A 13,447-nucleotide genomic window follows, 5' to 3' on the forward strand; every position below is an offset into this window, starting at 1 on the left:
TTCAATCCACAAACGGCTCCACGATCGTGCGCTTGCCCAGCAGGAAGGCGTCGGCGACGAGACGCAGCGGCGTCAGGTCCATGTCGCTTGCGCCGGTCGCCGCGAGTTCGACGAAGCGCCGGTAGAGGCCGCGATATTCCTCATCGGGTGCCTCGGCAAGCACCTTGCCGTCGACAGACATGCGCGCGCCGCCGCTGGACAGAGTCATCCGGCCCTGATCGGTTTCGACGACAATATCCCAGCTCTGCGGCCCGGTCTGGCGGAAATCGAACTCGGCGGTCACAGGCAGACCGCTGATATCAGTCAGTGTCAGGTTCGCCGCGATCGGTGCCTGGCAATTGGCCGGGAAGGCCAGCTCGGCCGCGGTGACGAACACGGCTTTCGGCAGAATCCTGGTGAGGATAGACAGCGCGTTGATGCCGGGATCGAACACGCCGAGGCCGCCCGGCTCCCAGATCCAGGCCTGGCCGGGATGCCAGACGCGAACGTCTTCCTTCCAGCTGATCTGCACGGAGGCGATGCGGCGCTCGGCGAGCCATTGCCGCGCCGGCTCGACCGCCGGTGCATGGCGCGAATGCCAGGTCGCAAACAGCGTGCGCTTTGCCTCCGCCGCCATTGCGATCAGCGGATCGAGCTCGGCAACGCCGGTGCCCGGCGGCTTCTCCAGCATGACATGCTTGCCGGCAGCGAGCGCGGCGGCGGCCTGGGCCCGGCGCACCTGGGGCGGCGTACAGAGCGACACGGCATCGATCGGCGGCCCTTTCTCCAGCAGTTCCTCGATGGTGGCAAAATGCGGCAATTCCGGCAGCGACGCGTTGCGGCTGGCGACGGCCGCCAGTGTCGCGCCCGGCACCGAGGCGATCGCGCCGACATGCTGGTCACGCGCGATCTTGCCGAACCCGACGATGGCGATGCGAAGGTCTGTCACGCTCGTTCTCCAGTATCCGCCGACGGCAGCGCCTCGGCCGGCGCGGTCTCGATCGCGGCACCCTCATGGCGATGCATTCCGTTGTGAATCACGAAGACCATCGCTTCGGCGGCAGCATCGGCATTACCGACCGCGATGGCATCGACGATCTTCTGGTGCCACAACAGCACAGTGTTGCGATCCTCCGGCTCGACCGGGGCGCTGAGCAGGAACGATGCGCGCAGCGCGGCCTCGATGACGTGCCCAATCGAGCGCATAAACAAATTGCCCGAGGCACGCGCCACGGCCACGTGAAGCGCGAGATCGGCATCGGCAAAGCCCGCCGAGTCGGACGCCTCACGCCGCATGCGCTCCATGCTGCGCCGAAGTTCGGCGAGATCTTCCTCCGACCGCCGCGCCGCCGCGAGCATGGCCGCACGCGGCTCGACCGCGAGGCGGATTTCGGCGAGATCGTTGAGGAAGCGCTTGTCGATGCCGGCGTCGAGGTGCCAGGCCAGCACATCCGCATCGAACATGTTCCAGGCGCCACGCTCGCGCACGACGGTCCCGACCCGCGCCTTGGTGGTGAGCAGACCCTTGGCGACCAGCGTCTTCACGCTCTCCCGCAGCACCGGCCGCGACACGCCGAACATCGCGATCATCTCGGCATCGCCCGGTAGACGCGTGCCTTCCGCATACCGGCCGGCGATGATGTCGACGCCGATCGAACGGGCCACTTCCGCATGGTTGGAGTGAGCCCGCCGCGTCGGGATGACGAGGATGCGAGAGGTCATGACGCCGCTCCTGCGCTCTTGACCACCGGCCGGCGCGCCAGCGCGACCAGCCCCTGCTGCAAGGCGATGAAAGCGAACAGTAGCACGCCGGTCGCGATCTTGGTCCACCAGCTCGACAATGTGCCGTCGAAATTGATGTAGGTCTGGATCAAGCCCTGGATCAGCACGCCGAGGAAGGTGCCGATCACCGAGCCCTGGCCGCCCGTGAGCAGCGTGCCGCCGATCACGACGGCGGCGATGCTGTCGAGCTCGACACCGACAGCGGAGAGCGAATAGCCGGCGCTGGTGTAGAATGAGAAGACGATGCCTGCGATGCCAGCGAGCAGGCTCGACAGCATGTAGATCTTGATCGTCATCTTGCCGACGGCAACGCCCATCAGGCTTGCGGTGGTCCGGCTGCCGCCGAGCGCATAGACGTTGGCGCCGAACCGGGTGAGACGCAGAAGCAAGGCGCCGCCGATCACGATCACGAGCATGATGATCGCGATCGCGGTCAGCCGCCCCCCGCCGGGCATCCGCAGCGCGAAGTCCGACACGGTGGAATAGACCGGCGCGGTGATCGGCACCGATTCGGTCGAGAGCAGGAAGCTCGCACCGCGCGCCAGGAACATGCCGGCCAGCGTGACGATGAAGGGCGGCAGGTCGAAGACATGGATCACCACACCCATCGCCGCACCGAACGCTGCCGAGAGCGCGAGAATGGCGACGAAGGCGACCAGTGGCGGCACGCCCCAGCGCTCGATCGCAAGTGCAACGAACACGGTGGTGAAGCCGATCACCGATCCGACCGAAAGATCTATGCCGCCGGAGATGATCACAAATGTCATGCCGGTCGCGACGATGCCGAGGAAGGCGTTGTCGGTGAGGAGGTTTCCTAACACGCGCGTCGAAGCAATATTTGGAAACTGCATCGCGCAGAGCGCGAAGCCCGCAACGAGCACGATGGCCGTGATGAGGACGGGCGGCAGGCCTTTCATGCCTTGGTCCTCCGCAGCCGCATGGCAATGCCGGCGAACCCCGACAGTTTCGGTGATTGAAGCAGCAACACCGCCAGCACCACCACCGCCTTGACCAGCAGATTGAACTCCGGCGGATAGCCCGACAGCAGGATGCCGGTATTCATGGTCTGGATGATGAGCGCCCCCAACACGGCGAGCACGAGGCTGAAACGGCCTCCGAACAACGAGGTACCGCCGATCACGACCGCGAGGATGGCATCGAGCTCGAGCCAGAGACCGGCATTGTTGGCATCGGCACCCATGATGTCGGCCGCCGCGATCACGCCGGCGAGCGCCGCGCACACGCCGCACCAGACGTAGACAGAAAGGATCATGGCGCGAGTGCCGACGCCGGCGAGCTCGCTCGCCCGGGCATTGCCGCCGGTGGCCTCAATCAGGAGGCCGAGCGCCGAGCCGCGCACCACCGCGGCGGTGAGGATCAGCATGCCCAAGGCAATCACGACCGGCACCGGCAGGCCGAGTACCGAGCCATTGCCGAGCCAGACCAGGTCCGGTGAGGAAAAGGTGACGATGCGCCCCTCGGTGATCAGCTGGGCAATGCCGCGTCCCGCCACCATCAGGATCAGCGTCGCCACGATCGGCTGCATGCCGAGCACGGCGACGAGGAAGCCGTTCCACAGACCGCAGACGAGTCCGGCGCCAAGCGCGGCCGCCAGCACGATCGGCAGCCCGTGGCTGTCGGCAAGGCTCGCCGCGATGGCGCCCGAGATCGCCATGACGGCGCCGACTGAGAGATCGATACCGCGCGTCGCGATCACCAGCACCATGCCGAGCGTGAGCAGCGCCACGGGCGTGCCGCGATTGAGCACGTCGATCAGGCTGCCGAACAGCCGCCCCTCCTGCAGGCGCAGGTCGAAGAACTGAGGTGATACGATGCGATCGATCGCCAGGATGACGATCAACGCCAGGACCTGGGCAAGGCCGCGGCGCGGCAGCAGCGCTGTCATGCCCGACCCTCATGCGCAGTCGCGGCGCCATCGGCGGCGATCGCCGCGAGAATGTTGCCAACGTCGATCGCCTCTCCAGCGAGCTCCTCGACATGGGCGCGGTCGCGCAGCACCACGACGCGGTCCGAATAGGTCACGATCTCGTCGAGCTCGGAGGAGATCACCAGCAGCGCCAGGCCCTCGTCGCACAGTTCGCGGATCAGGCGGATGATTTCGGCATGCGCACCGACATCGATGCCGCGGGTCGGCTCGTCCAGCACGAGAAGCCGCGGCGAGGTCGCGAGCCAGCGCGCCAGCAGCACTTTCTGTTGATTGCCGCCGGAGAGCAGGCCCACCGGCCGTTCCGGATCGGCGGGACGGATGTCGAGCATCTTGATGTAGCGGCGCGCGATCTCGTCCTGCTCGCGGCGCGACAGCGGACGATGCAGGCCGCGCTTGGCCTGGAGCGCGAGCACGATATTCTCGCGCACGCTGAGTTCGGCAACAATGCCGTCGGTCTTGCGCTCCTCCGGGCAATAGCCAAAACCGTGGCGCACGCCGTCGCGCGGCGACTGCAGCCGCACCGGCGCGCCTTCCACCGTCGCCTGCCCGCGATCGGCGCGTTCGGCGCCGAACACCAGCCGTGCGGTTTCGGTCCGGCCCGAGCCGAGCAATCCGGCAAGGCCGACGACCTCGCCATGGCGCAGCTCGAGATTGAACGGCGCGATGTAACCGGCCTTGCCGTAACCTTCGAAGCTCGCGCAGATCTCGCGCGCCTTGTGCTCGGTGACGGAAGCCCGCGCGCTGGTGGTCTCTGCAAGCTCGCGACCGAGCATCATGCGGATCAGGTCGAGGCGCGGCAGCGAGACTGTCTCACGCTCGCCGACCAGGCGGCCGTTGCGTAGCACCGTGATGCGGTCGGAGATCTCGTAGACCTGGTCGAGGAAGTGGCTGACGAAGACGATGCCGATGCCGCGCTGAGCGAGCTGGCGCATGATGCCGAAGAGAATCTCGACCTCATGGCGGTCCAGGCTGGCGGTCGGCTCGTCCAGGATCAGCACGCGCGCGGAGAGATCGACGGCGCGCGCGATCGCGGTGACGTGCTGGATCGCCACCGAATAGTTGCCGAGCGGCGCGGCGACATCGACATCGAGGCTGAAATCCGCTAGCAGCGCCTTGGCACGGCGGCGCATCTCGCTTTCGCGCACGATGCCGAAGCGCATCGGCTGCCGGTCGAGAAACAGGTTCTGCGCCACCGACAGGTTCGGCAGCAGGTTGACTTCCTGGTAGACGGTGGCGATGCCGGCCCCAAGCGCCGCCTTGGCCGAGCGCGGCGCGACCTCTTCACCACCGATCCTGACAATGCCGGCATCGCGCGGGAATACGCCGGTGATCACCTTGATCAGCGTGGACTTGCCGGCGCCGTTCTCGCCGAGCAGCGCATGGATCTCGCCGGCACGCAGCGTGAAGTCGACCTCCTGCAACGCGCGCACCGCACCAAAGCTCTTGCTGATCCCGCGCACCTCCAGCAGCGGCGAAGCAGGATCGGAACTGTTTTCCATCGCGACGTCACTCCCACCGGCGTCCGCTTATGATGCGGACGCCCAGCCTATTCGTTCGCGCAGCGGTTTCGAAGAGGGCCGGACCGCTGGAAGCAGCCCGGCGCATTGCCCGCCTCAGTAACCGAGGCCCTTCTTGCTGTCGTAGATCTTCTGCGGATCGTCGGCGGCGGTATAGAGCTTGGACTCGGTCTGGATCCATTTGGGCGGAACAGTGCCCTTCTCCTTGAACGCCGCAATGGCATCGAGCGCTGGGCCGGCCATGTTCGGGGTCAGCTCGACCGTTGCATTGGCTTCGCCGGCGGCCATCGCCTTGAAGATGTCGGGGACTGCGTCGATCGAGACCGTGAGGATCTCCTTGCCGGGTTTGAGACCGGCTTCCTTCATGGCCTGGATCGCGCCGACCATCATGTCATCGTTGTGGGCGTAGACCGCGCAGATCGACTTGCCGCCGCCTTCGGCCTTGATGAAGCTTTCCATCACCTCCTTGCCCTTGGCGCGGGTGAAGTCGCCGGTCTGGCTGCGCACCACCTTCAGGTTCGCATGTTTGGCGATGGCGGTGTCGAAGCCCTTCTTGCGGTTGGCCGCGACGCTGGCGCCGACCGTGCCCTGCAACTCGACGATGTTGCAGGGCTTCGTCCCGACCGTCTTGGCGAGCCAGTCGCCGGCGACGGCGCCTTCATGCACGCTGTCGGAGGTGACGGCGGTGAGATAGAGGTCCTTGCCGGAAGGGTCGATGTCGCGGTCGAGCAGCACGACCGGGATCTTGGCTTCCTTGGCTTCCTTCAGCACCGACTCCCAGCCGGTCGAGACGACGGGCGCAAGGAAGATGGCATCGACGTTTTGCGCGATGAAAGAGCGGATCGCCTTGATCTGGTTCTCCTGCTTCTGCTGCGCGTCGGCAATCTTGAGATTGACTTTGCGCTTAGCGGCTTCCTGCTTGGAGACCGAAGTCTCGGCCGCGCGCCAGCCGGATTCCGATCCGATCTGCGAGAAGCCGATGGTGAGCTGGGCAGCGCTGGCTGGTAGCGCGAGCAACAAGGCGGCCGCGGCGCTGGCCGCAAAGAGGACTTTAGGGGTCATCAGGCGTGTCTCCCAAGATGTTTATCTGAGATGCCGATTGGTATCATGGCACCCACAGGCCAGCCTTTGGGGCGGCGGAAGGCACTATTTCACGGAAGATCGGTTCCGACTAGTCATATTATTTGACTATTCGACGGAAGACAGAGATCGGCGGGATGGACGGTCTTACGACACGCTCAGAGCGATTTTGTTCCAGCGCTGCAACGGGGAGATGAAAATTATGGGCGGCCAGGATGAGGGAGTCCGCGAGAACGGTGACCGACAGCCTCGCAATCTCCTCCGCATGGGAAGAGTTCTGCGCCTATCGACCAGATCGACTCGTGGAGAGTCCCCTCTCCCGCCACGCTTCGCGTGTCGGCCTTTCCCCGCGTGCAGGGAGAGGCGATGGAACTAGATCAGCTTCCGTTGCGCCAGATTCTTCATCAGCGCGCCGATGCCAAACGTCCAGGGCTCGCACTCGTCACTGGTGCGCATGCGATTGACGAGCTTGCCCAGTTGCGGCGCGGAGATCGTGACGATGTCGTCCCGCTTGTGGGTGAACCCCTGCCCTGGCGCATCGCGATCCTTGACCGGTGCGAACATCGTTCCCAGGAACAGCACGAAGCCGTCAGGGTATTGATGGATCTTGCCGATGGTCTGCGCGACCAGATCAGTCGGATCGCGGCTGATCTTGCTGATCGAGGAATGGCCGTCGAGGACGAAGCCGTCCGTGCCCGTGACATTCAGGCTGATCTCCAGCTTGCGCGCGTCGTCGAGCGTAAAACTGTCGTCGAACAGGCGCAGCAGCGGACCGATTGCGCAGGACGCGTTGTTGTCCTTGGCCTTCGACAGCAGCAGCGCCGAACGGCCTTCGAAATCGCGCAGATTCACGTCGTTGCCGAGCGCTCCGCCGACGATCTTGCCACGGCTGGAGACGAACAGCACCAGTTCGGGCTCCGGATTATTCCAAGTCGATTTCGGATGCAGGCCGGCATCCATGCCGGTGCCGACCGACGACAGCGTCGGCGCCTTGGTGAAGACTTCGGCGTCGGGGCCGATACCGACCTCGAGATACTGGCTCCAGGCGTTCTGATCGATCAGCACCTGCTTCAAGTGCATCGCCTGGTCCGAGCCCGGCTCGAGCTTGGACAGATCGTCGCCGATCAGCCGTGTGACTTCTTTGCGGATCGCCTCGGCGGAGGCCGGGTTGCCCTTGGCGCGCTCCTCGATGACGCGTTCGAGCATCGAGATGGCGAAGGTGACGCCCGCAGCCTTCAACGTCTGGAGATCGACCGGTGCAAGCAACCACGGCTTTTTCGGGTCACGCCCGTCGGGTGCCGTGTTGGCAACAATTGCTTCGAGATCGCCGATGCGTTCACGCTTGGCCGCAGCAAGCGCCTGGGCGGGATTGTCTTCTTCGCAGAGCGCGCTGATGGTCGGGAATCTGGCGGTGACATCGAACACGCCGTCGCCGCGCACGGCGACCACGGCCGGACCATTGACCTGCGGCAGCCAGACGCGGCCGGCCAATGTTCCCCGCGTGCCATCCTCGGGGAGAAGATCCTTCACAGTCAATGTCGTCATGGCCGGCGTCCTCGCTGTTTCTAAGGACCGGCCGCGCTCGAAGACGGCCGATCGCATTGGCGAAGACCAATAAACGTCTGGCGGGGGAAGTCCAGAGCGGCAACGAGGCCGCTATGCCCCTGCCCGCGCCTTGCGGGCCGCGATCTGCTGCAGCGCCCAGCGTGCGTTCTTGCGGACATCGGGATCGAGATCGTCGCCGATCACGGCCAGGAACGCCTCGCCGTCGGGATGGGCGATCTCGCCGAGCGCGGCGGCCGCCTCCTTGCGCAGGTTCGCCTGGTCATGGTTGACGCAATTGCCAATCGGGCGCACCGCGCGCTCGACCTTCATCTTGCCGAGGCTGCGAATGGCCTTGAGCCGCACCTGCCAGAATTCGTCGGCGAGCGAGCTGACGAGCTGATCGGCCGCGAGCGAACCGTTGGCGTTGAGACCCAGCGTTTCCGCAGCCATCTCGCGGACCATCCAGTCCGGGTCTTTCAGCGCGCGCGTGATCGTCTCTGCCGCGGGCTTCATCTGCGAGAAAGCCAACGCGCTGACCGCGGCGCGGCGGACATGGGCGTCGGGATCGTTGATCAGCGCGGTCAGCGCCGGGATCGATTCCTCAAGCTTCAAGAATCCGATCACGCCGATCGCCTGCACGCGCACGGCGGCATCGGCGTCCTGGAGTGCTTCCAGCGCCGGCTTCAGCGTGTCCTTGCAGCGCAATTCCTTCAACGCACGCAGCGCGCCCATGCGGACGAAGGCGTGCGCGTGCTTGACCAGCGGCAGGATGATCCCGGCGCAGGCCGGATCCTTGAACTCGGCCATGCTGTCGGCCGCCGCCGCCGCAACGATCCGCTCTGGGTCGACCAGCAGCTTCACCAGCGCGCTCGCCGCCTCCGGCCCGTCGAACTCGCCGAGCGCCATCGCGACCTGCTGGCGCACGCCGCTGTCGGGATCGGCGACCATCTTGGCGAGATGCGCGACCGCGGCGGGATCGCCGGAATGGCCGAGCGCGATGATGGCGACGCGACGCTCTGCCGGATCGGCCGCCTGCAGCCGCTCGTCAGCGTCTTCGAGGTCGTCATAGGACTCGAACGGGCTCGACATGATCACCTCAACAGATAGGGAATGTTGACGGTGACGGCACCGGTCGGGCAATCGGCTTCGCAGGGCATGCAATACCAACACTCGTCATAGGCCATGTAGGCCTTGTTGGTCATGTCGCTGATGCGCAGGACGTCGAGCGGGCAGACGTCGACGCAGACGGTGCAACCCTTGTCAGCGATGCATTTGGCGTCGTCGACGACCACAGGAACCGATGTCTGATAGGACGCGAGAGGCATATGATGTTTCCTGTTGCTGTGTTCTGGTGTGTCAGGCCGAGGCGCGGATGCGCTGCTTGTCGTAGAGATCCTTTTCGTCGTCGGCGATCGGCACGACATAAGGCTCCACGGCGCGCTTCTCGCTGGTCATCTTGCCGTCGCGCTTGGACAGCAGGGTGTGGCAGAACCAGTTCTCGTTGTCCTTCTCCGGGAAATCCGTGCGCCAGTGATAGAGGCCCCAGCGGCTCTCCTCACGGTAGAGCGAAGCGTGCGCAGCCATGTCGGCGCAATCCATGATCGACTGCACTTCGAGGGCGCGGAGCAGCTCGTGCGCGTTGCGCGCGATCATGCGCACCTGCATGTCCTCCCGCGCCTCGGCGAGACGGCGCATGCCGAGCTCGTATTTGCGCGTGACCTTCGGCGGCTGAAGATAGTCGTTGACCAGGCGCCGGGTCTTGTACTCGATCTGGTTCGGCGGAATGCCGTCCTCGCGCCTGGTCGGCGCCATCACGCGGTCGCGCTCCATCGCGACGTCGGCGGCGTCGAACTCCGCGAAGTCATGGTTGTCGGCGAACTCCATCGCATCGATACCGGCGACCGAGCCGTTGGTGAAGGCGCCCAGCATGTAATTGTGCGGCACGCTCGCCATGTCGCCGGCGGCGTAGAGGCCGGGCACGGTGGTGCGGGCATTGTCGTCGACGAACACGCCGGAGGCGCTGTGGCCGGAGCAGAAGCCGATTTCGGAGATGTGCATCTCGATCGACTCGCTGCGGTAGTCGACGCCGCGCCCCTGCTGGAACAGGCCGCGCGTCGGTCGCTCCACCTTGTGCAGCGTGGACTCGATCTCGGAGATGGTGTCGGGATGGAGATGCTTGAGCTGGAGAAACACTGGGCCCTTGCCGGACAGGAGCTCGTTGTAGAACTCCAGCATCATCTGACCCGACCAGTAGTCGCATTCGATAAAGCGCGAGCCCTCGTTGTTCGCCGTATATGCGCCGAAGGGGCCGGCGACATAGGCGCAGGCCGGGCCGTTATAGTCCTTGATCAGCGGGTTGATCTGGAAGCATTCGAGGTTCGCGAGCGCGGCGCCGGCATGATAGGCCATGGCGTAGCCGTCGCCGGAATTGGCGGCATTCTCATAGGTGCCGAACATGTAGCCCGACGTTGGCAGGCCCAGGCGGCCGGCGGCGCCCATGCAGAGGATCACGGCCTTGGCCTTGATCACCAGCATCTCGGCGGTGCGGGTATTGACACTGACGGCCCCCGCGATGCGACCATCGGCGGACTTCAGCAGCCGCGTCGCCATGTAACGGTTGGAGATCAGGATGCGGGCCCGGCGGAGCTGGCGGTACAGCGCCTTCTTCACGGTCTCGCCGTTCGGCATCGGCAGAACGTAGGTGCCGATGTGGTGCACCTTCTTGACGGCGTAGTCGCCGTTCTCGTTCTTCAGGAAGCGGATGCCGAAGCTGTCGAGTTCCTCGATGATCTTGTAGCAGTTCTGCGCGTACTTATAGACCGCCTTCTGATCGACGATGCCGTCATTGGCGATGGTGATTTCCTTGGTGTACTGCTCCGGCGTCGCATAGCCGGGAATGACAGCGTTGTTGAGCCCATCCATACCCATCGAGATCGCGCCGGAGCGCTTGACGTTGGCTTTCTCGAGCAGGACGACATTGGCCTTCGGGTTCTTCAGCTTCGCCTTCAGCGCCGCCATCGGGCCGGCCGTGCCGCCGCCGATCACCAGCACATCGCAGGAAACCTCGGAAAGTCCGTCGACGATCTGATCTAGTGCCATCACTTGCTCCTGGTTCGCCGATAGCCGGCGCCTTTGCATCAGATTTGTTCAGGGAGCTTTCCGGCGATAGCAATTAGTTGTCGCCGGGATGCGATTTGCGCCTCAGCGCTCGACGAAGGCCTTTTCGATGACGAAATGACCGGGCTGGCTATGGTTGCCTTCCGCGAAGCCGCGTGCGGAGAACATGTCGTGCAGCTCCTCCAGCATCGCGGGGCTGCCGCACAGCATGATGCGGTCGGTCTCGATATCGAGGCCGGATTGCTCGATATCGTCAAAAAGCTGGTTCGAGGCGATCAGGTCGGTGATGCGGCCGCGGTTCCGGAACGGCTCGCGGGTGACGGTCGGGTAGTAGACGAGCTTGTCACGGATCAACGGCCCGAAGAATTCGTGATTGCGCAGACCATCGACGACGTGCTCGCCATAGGCAAGCTCGGAGACCTGGCGGCAGCCATGGGCGAGCACGATGGTCTCGTAGTTCTCGTAGACGTCGGGGTCCTTGATCAGGCTGGCGAAGGGCGCAAGGCCCGTTCCGGTCGAGAGCAGCAGCAGGCGCTTTCCCGGAATGAGATTGCTGGTGATCAGCGTCCCCGTCGCCTTGCGGCCGACCAGGATGATATCGCCTTCCCTGATCTTCTGCAGGCGCGAGGTCAGCGGGCCGTCCTGAACCTTGATCGAGAAGAATTCGAGCGCCTCCTCGTGGTTGGCGCTGGCCATGCTGTAGGCCCGCATCAAGGGCTTGCCTTCGACCTCCAGGCCGATCATCGCGAACTGACCGTTCTGGAAACGAAAACCGGGATCGCGCGTGGCGGTGAAGCTGAACAGGGACTCGGTCCAGTGCCTGACCGACAGAACCGTTTCCTTCTGAAATGCACTCATGCTCTCTCCTTCGATCGATGGCGCAGAAGGTTTCCAAGAGCAGCGAGTCCGGCAATGCGGAAGTGGAATTCCCGGTCGATTAGTTTCACATTTCGCGAGCGATGACTGAAGAAGGCACGCGATCCGGCCTGCGCCGGCAATTAGTTGCTATTCGTATGCGCCCGCACCGACGTAGATAGAAGTCGGAGGTTCGTCATGACCATGACCTTGCTGGCACCTGCTGTCGCCGACTATGAAGCCAGCGCCGATCTCGCCGCGCTGCTGGTCCGCACCCCACAGGACGACGCGCTCAGCGTTTCTGCCGAAACACTCCGCCTCTCCTGCAAATGCGCCCACTGCACCCGCGCACGCTTCGATGGCCGCTTTCCTGAAGCATTTCCCGGCATTGCCATCACCGAGATCGGCGACCTCGGTTACGGGCTGAACATCTCGTTCTCGGATGGGCATAACCGCGGCATTTACCCGAAGTCCTATCTGCTCAGCCTGGCCGGGTGTTTGACCCCATAACTTAGTCATCATCCGGGGGCGCCCGAAGGGCGAGCCCGGAATCCATAGCCCCGGCTCGTGGTTATGGATTCCGGGCCTGCGCGCTTTGCGCGCATCCCGGAATGACGCAGAAAGTGAATCGCTCCCCATCTGGCACGGACATTGCTCCTCTTTAGAACGATTTGAACGTTCCGGAGGCAGACGATGTTGCAGGCCGCCAATGTGGTTCGTGGGCCCATTCCCCCGGCAGTCCGGCCCGCCAGCAGCTCCTCGCTGCTGCTCACGGAAAACCAGCAATGGATCGGCGGGCCGCCGCCACTGATGGACAAGCTCTCTCCGCGCGAGCGGGAGCTGGTGCTCAAGCAGGGCCGCCGCAAGGTGCTCAACCGCGGCCAGACGCTGTTCAGCCAGGGCGGCAGGCATGACGGCATCTGGCTGATCGAGAGCGGCCGCATCCGGGTGTTCTACACCTCGCCGCTCGGGCGCGAGATCACGCTCGCTTATTGGCATGTCGGCAATTTCGTCGGCGGGCCTGAAGTGTTCGAGGGCACCGTGCATCAATGGTCCGGCGTCGCGTCCAGCAATTGCAGCGTGGTGCATCTGCCCGGGAAGGCGTTGCGATCACTTGCCGCAGAGATCCCGAACCTCGCGATAGGTCTCATTGAAGGCCTCACCTTCAAGGGCAAGTGCTATTCGGCGCTGGCGCAGATGCTGGGAACGCGCTCGATCACGCAGCGGCTTGCGCACCTGTTGCTGCACCTCGTGGAGCTCTATGGCGTCGACGACGCCGACGGCACGGTGATCGCCGCAGCCTTCACTCACGCTGACATCGCCCACATGGTCGGCGCCACCCGGCAGTGGGTCACGATCAGCCTGAAGCGCATGCAGGAGAAGGGAATCGTGCTGACCAAGCGGTCGCAGATCGTGATCTGCCGGACCGACGTGCTGGAGGAGATGCGCGGTCACGCAGCTGACTAGACGAATTTGCGGCCAAGGCCGGTGCACAGGCAAGCGGCTTTATAGTGCAGGACTGCCCAAGGAGTATGCAATCAGAGTTTCCCGGCAACTAATCGACTGCAACGGCCACTCCGGATTTGCCCTGTCTGCGCCCTCACCCAATCATGGCAACCACAGC

General features: G+C 64.5%; 13 protein-coding genes. 2 read left to right on the top strand and 11 right to left on the bottom strand.

Annotated features, from left to right (window positions below; genetic code table 11):
• Nucleotide 1: 1 nt before the first annotated feature.
• From EHH60_RS21355 to EHH60_RS21405, 11 genes are all read right to left on the bottom strand, one after another.
• Complete coding sequence (locus EHH60_RS21355) at nucleotides 2-928, bottom strand: Gfo/Idh/MocA family protein (protein WP_124161412.1); 927 nt, start codon at nucleotides 926-928, stop codon at nucleotides 2-4.
• Nucleotides 925-1,701: a FadR/GntR family transcriptional regulator gene (locus EHH60_RS21360; protein ID WP_124161413.1), complete on the bottom strand. Its 777-nt coding sequence runs from the start codon at nucleotides 1,699-1,701 to the stop codon at nucleotides 925-927. The genes EHH60_RS21355 and EHH60_RS21360 overlap by 4 nt, the downstream gene beginning before the upstream one ends.
• Nucleotides 1,698-2,678 carry a galactofuranose ABC transporter, permease protein YjfF gene (yjfF, locus tag EHH60_RS21365; protein WP_124161414.1) on the bottom strand — a complete coding sequence of 327 codons (981 nt, stop codon included), beginning with the start codon at nucleotides 2,676-2,678 and terminating at the stop codon, nucleotides 1,698-1,700. The genes EHH60_RS21360 and yjfF overlap by 4 nt, the downstream gene beginning before the upstream one ends.
• Nucleotides 2,675-3,667 carry an ABC transporter permease gene (locus EHH60_RS21370; protein WP_124161415.1) on the bottom strand — a complete coding sequence of 331 codons (993 nt, stop codon included), beginning with the start codon at nucleotides 3,665-3,667 and terminating at the stop codon, nucleotides 2,675-2,677. Before EHH60_RS21370 ends, yjfF begins: the two co-directional genes overlap by 4 nt.
• Nucleotides 3,664-5,208 (bottom strand): sugar ABC transporter ATP-binding protein, encoded by a 1,545-nt coding sequence (locus EHH60_RS21375; protein WP_124161416.1) that lies wholly within the window; start codon nucleotides 5,206-5,208, stop codon nucleotides 3,664-3,666. The genes EHH60_RS21370 and EHH60_RS21375 overlap by 4 nt, the downstream gene beginning before the upstream one ends.
• A gap of 114 nt (nucleotides 5,209-5,322) precedes the next feature.
• Nucleotides 5,323-6,288: a galactofuranose ABC transporter, galactofuranose-binding protein YtfQ gene (gene ytfQ / locus EHH60_RS21380; protein ID WP_124161417.1), complete on the bottom strand. Its 966-nt coding sequence runs from the start codon at nucleotides 6,286-6,288 to the stop codon at nucleotides 5,323-5,325.
• A 390-nt stretch (nucleotides 6,289-6,678) separates the two neighbouring features.
• Nucleotides 6,679-7,851: a fumarylacetoacetate hydrolase family protein gene (locus tag EHH60_RS21385; protein ID WP_124161418.1), complete on the bottom strand. Its 1,173-nt coding sequence runs from the start codon at nucleotides 7,849-7,851 to the stop codon at nucleotides 6,679-6,681.
• A gap of 111 nt (nucleotides 7,852-7,962) precedes the next feature.
• Nucleotides 7,963-8,940 (bottom strand): HEAT repeat domain-containing protein, encoded by a 978-nt coding sequence (locus EHH60_RS21390; RefSeq protein WP_199751702.1) that lies wholly within the window; start codon nucleotides 8,938-8,940, stop codon nucleotides 7,963-7,965.
• Between the two features lie 2 nt (nucleotides 8,941-8,942).
• Nucleotides 8,943-9,176, bottom strand: a complete 234-nt coding sequence (locus EHH60_RS21395) for a 4Fe-4S dicluster domain-containing protein (protein ID WP_007593252.1) — start codon at nucleotides 9,174-9,176, stop codon at nucleotides 8,943-8,945.
• A gap of 31 nt (nucleotides 9,177-9,207) precedes the next feature.
• Nucleotides 9,208-10,950 (bottom strand): fumarate reductase/succinate dehydrogenase flavoprotein subunit, encoded by a 1,743-nt coding sequence (locus tag EHH60_RS21400; RefSeq protein ID WP_199751705.1) that lies wholly within the window; start codon nucleotides 10,948-10,950, stop codon nucleotides 9,208-9,210.
• 102 nt (nucleotides 10,951-11,052) lie between these two features.
• The gene (locus tag EHH60_RS21405; RefSeq protein ID WP_124161421.1) at nucleotides 11,053-11,826 is read right to left on the bottom strand and encodes a ferredoxin--NADP reductase; all 774 of its coding nucleotides are present in this window, start codon (nucleotides 11,824-11,826) and stop codon (nucleotides 11,053-11,055) included.
• A 201-nt stretch (nucleotides 11,827-12,027) separates the two neighbouring features.
• On the opposite strand from EHH60_RS21405, the gene EHH60_RS21410 reads away from it, so the two are divergent.
• The gene (locus tag EHH60_RS21410; RefSeq protein ID WP_199751745.1) at nucleotides 12,028-12,333 is read left to right on the top strand and encodes a gamma-butyrobetaine hydroxylase-like domain-containing protein; all 306 of its coding nucleotides are present in this window, start codon (nucleotides 12,028-12,030) and stop codon (nucleotides 12,331-12,333) included.
• Between the two features lie 183 nt (nucleotides 12,334-12,516).
• Entirely contained in the window at nucleotides 12,517-13,290 is a 774-nt protein-coding gene (locus tag EHH60_RS21415) for a Crp/Fnr family transcriptional regulator (protein WP_124161423.1), read from the top strand.
• The last annotated feature ends 157 nt before the right edge of the window (nucleotides 13,291-13,447 follow it).

It is taken from the genome of Bradyrhizobium sp. RP6 (assembly GCF_003837805.1).
In the GTDB taxonomy this organism is placed as follows: domain Bacteria; phylum Pseudomonadota; class Alphaproteobacteria; order Rhizobiales; family Xanthobacteraceae; genus Bradyrhizobium.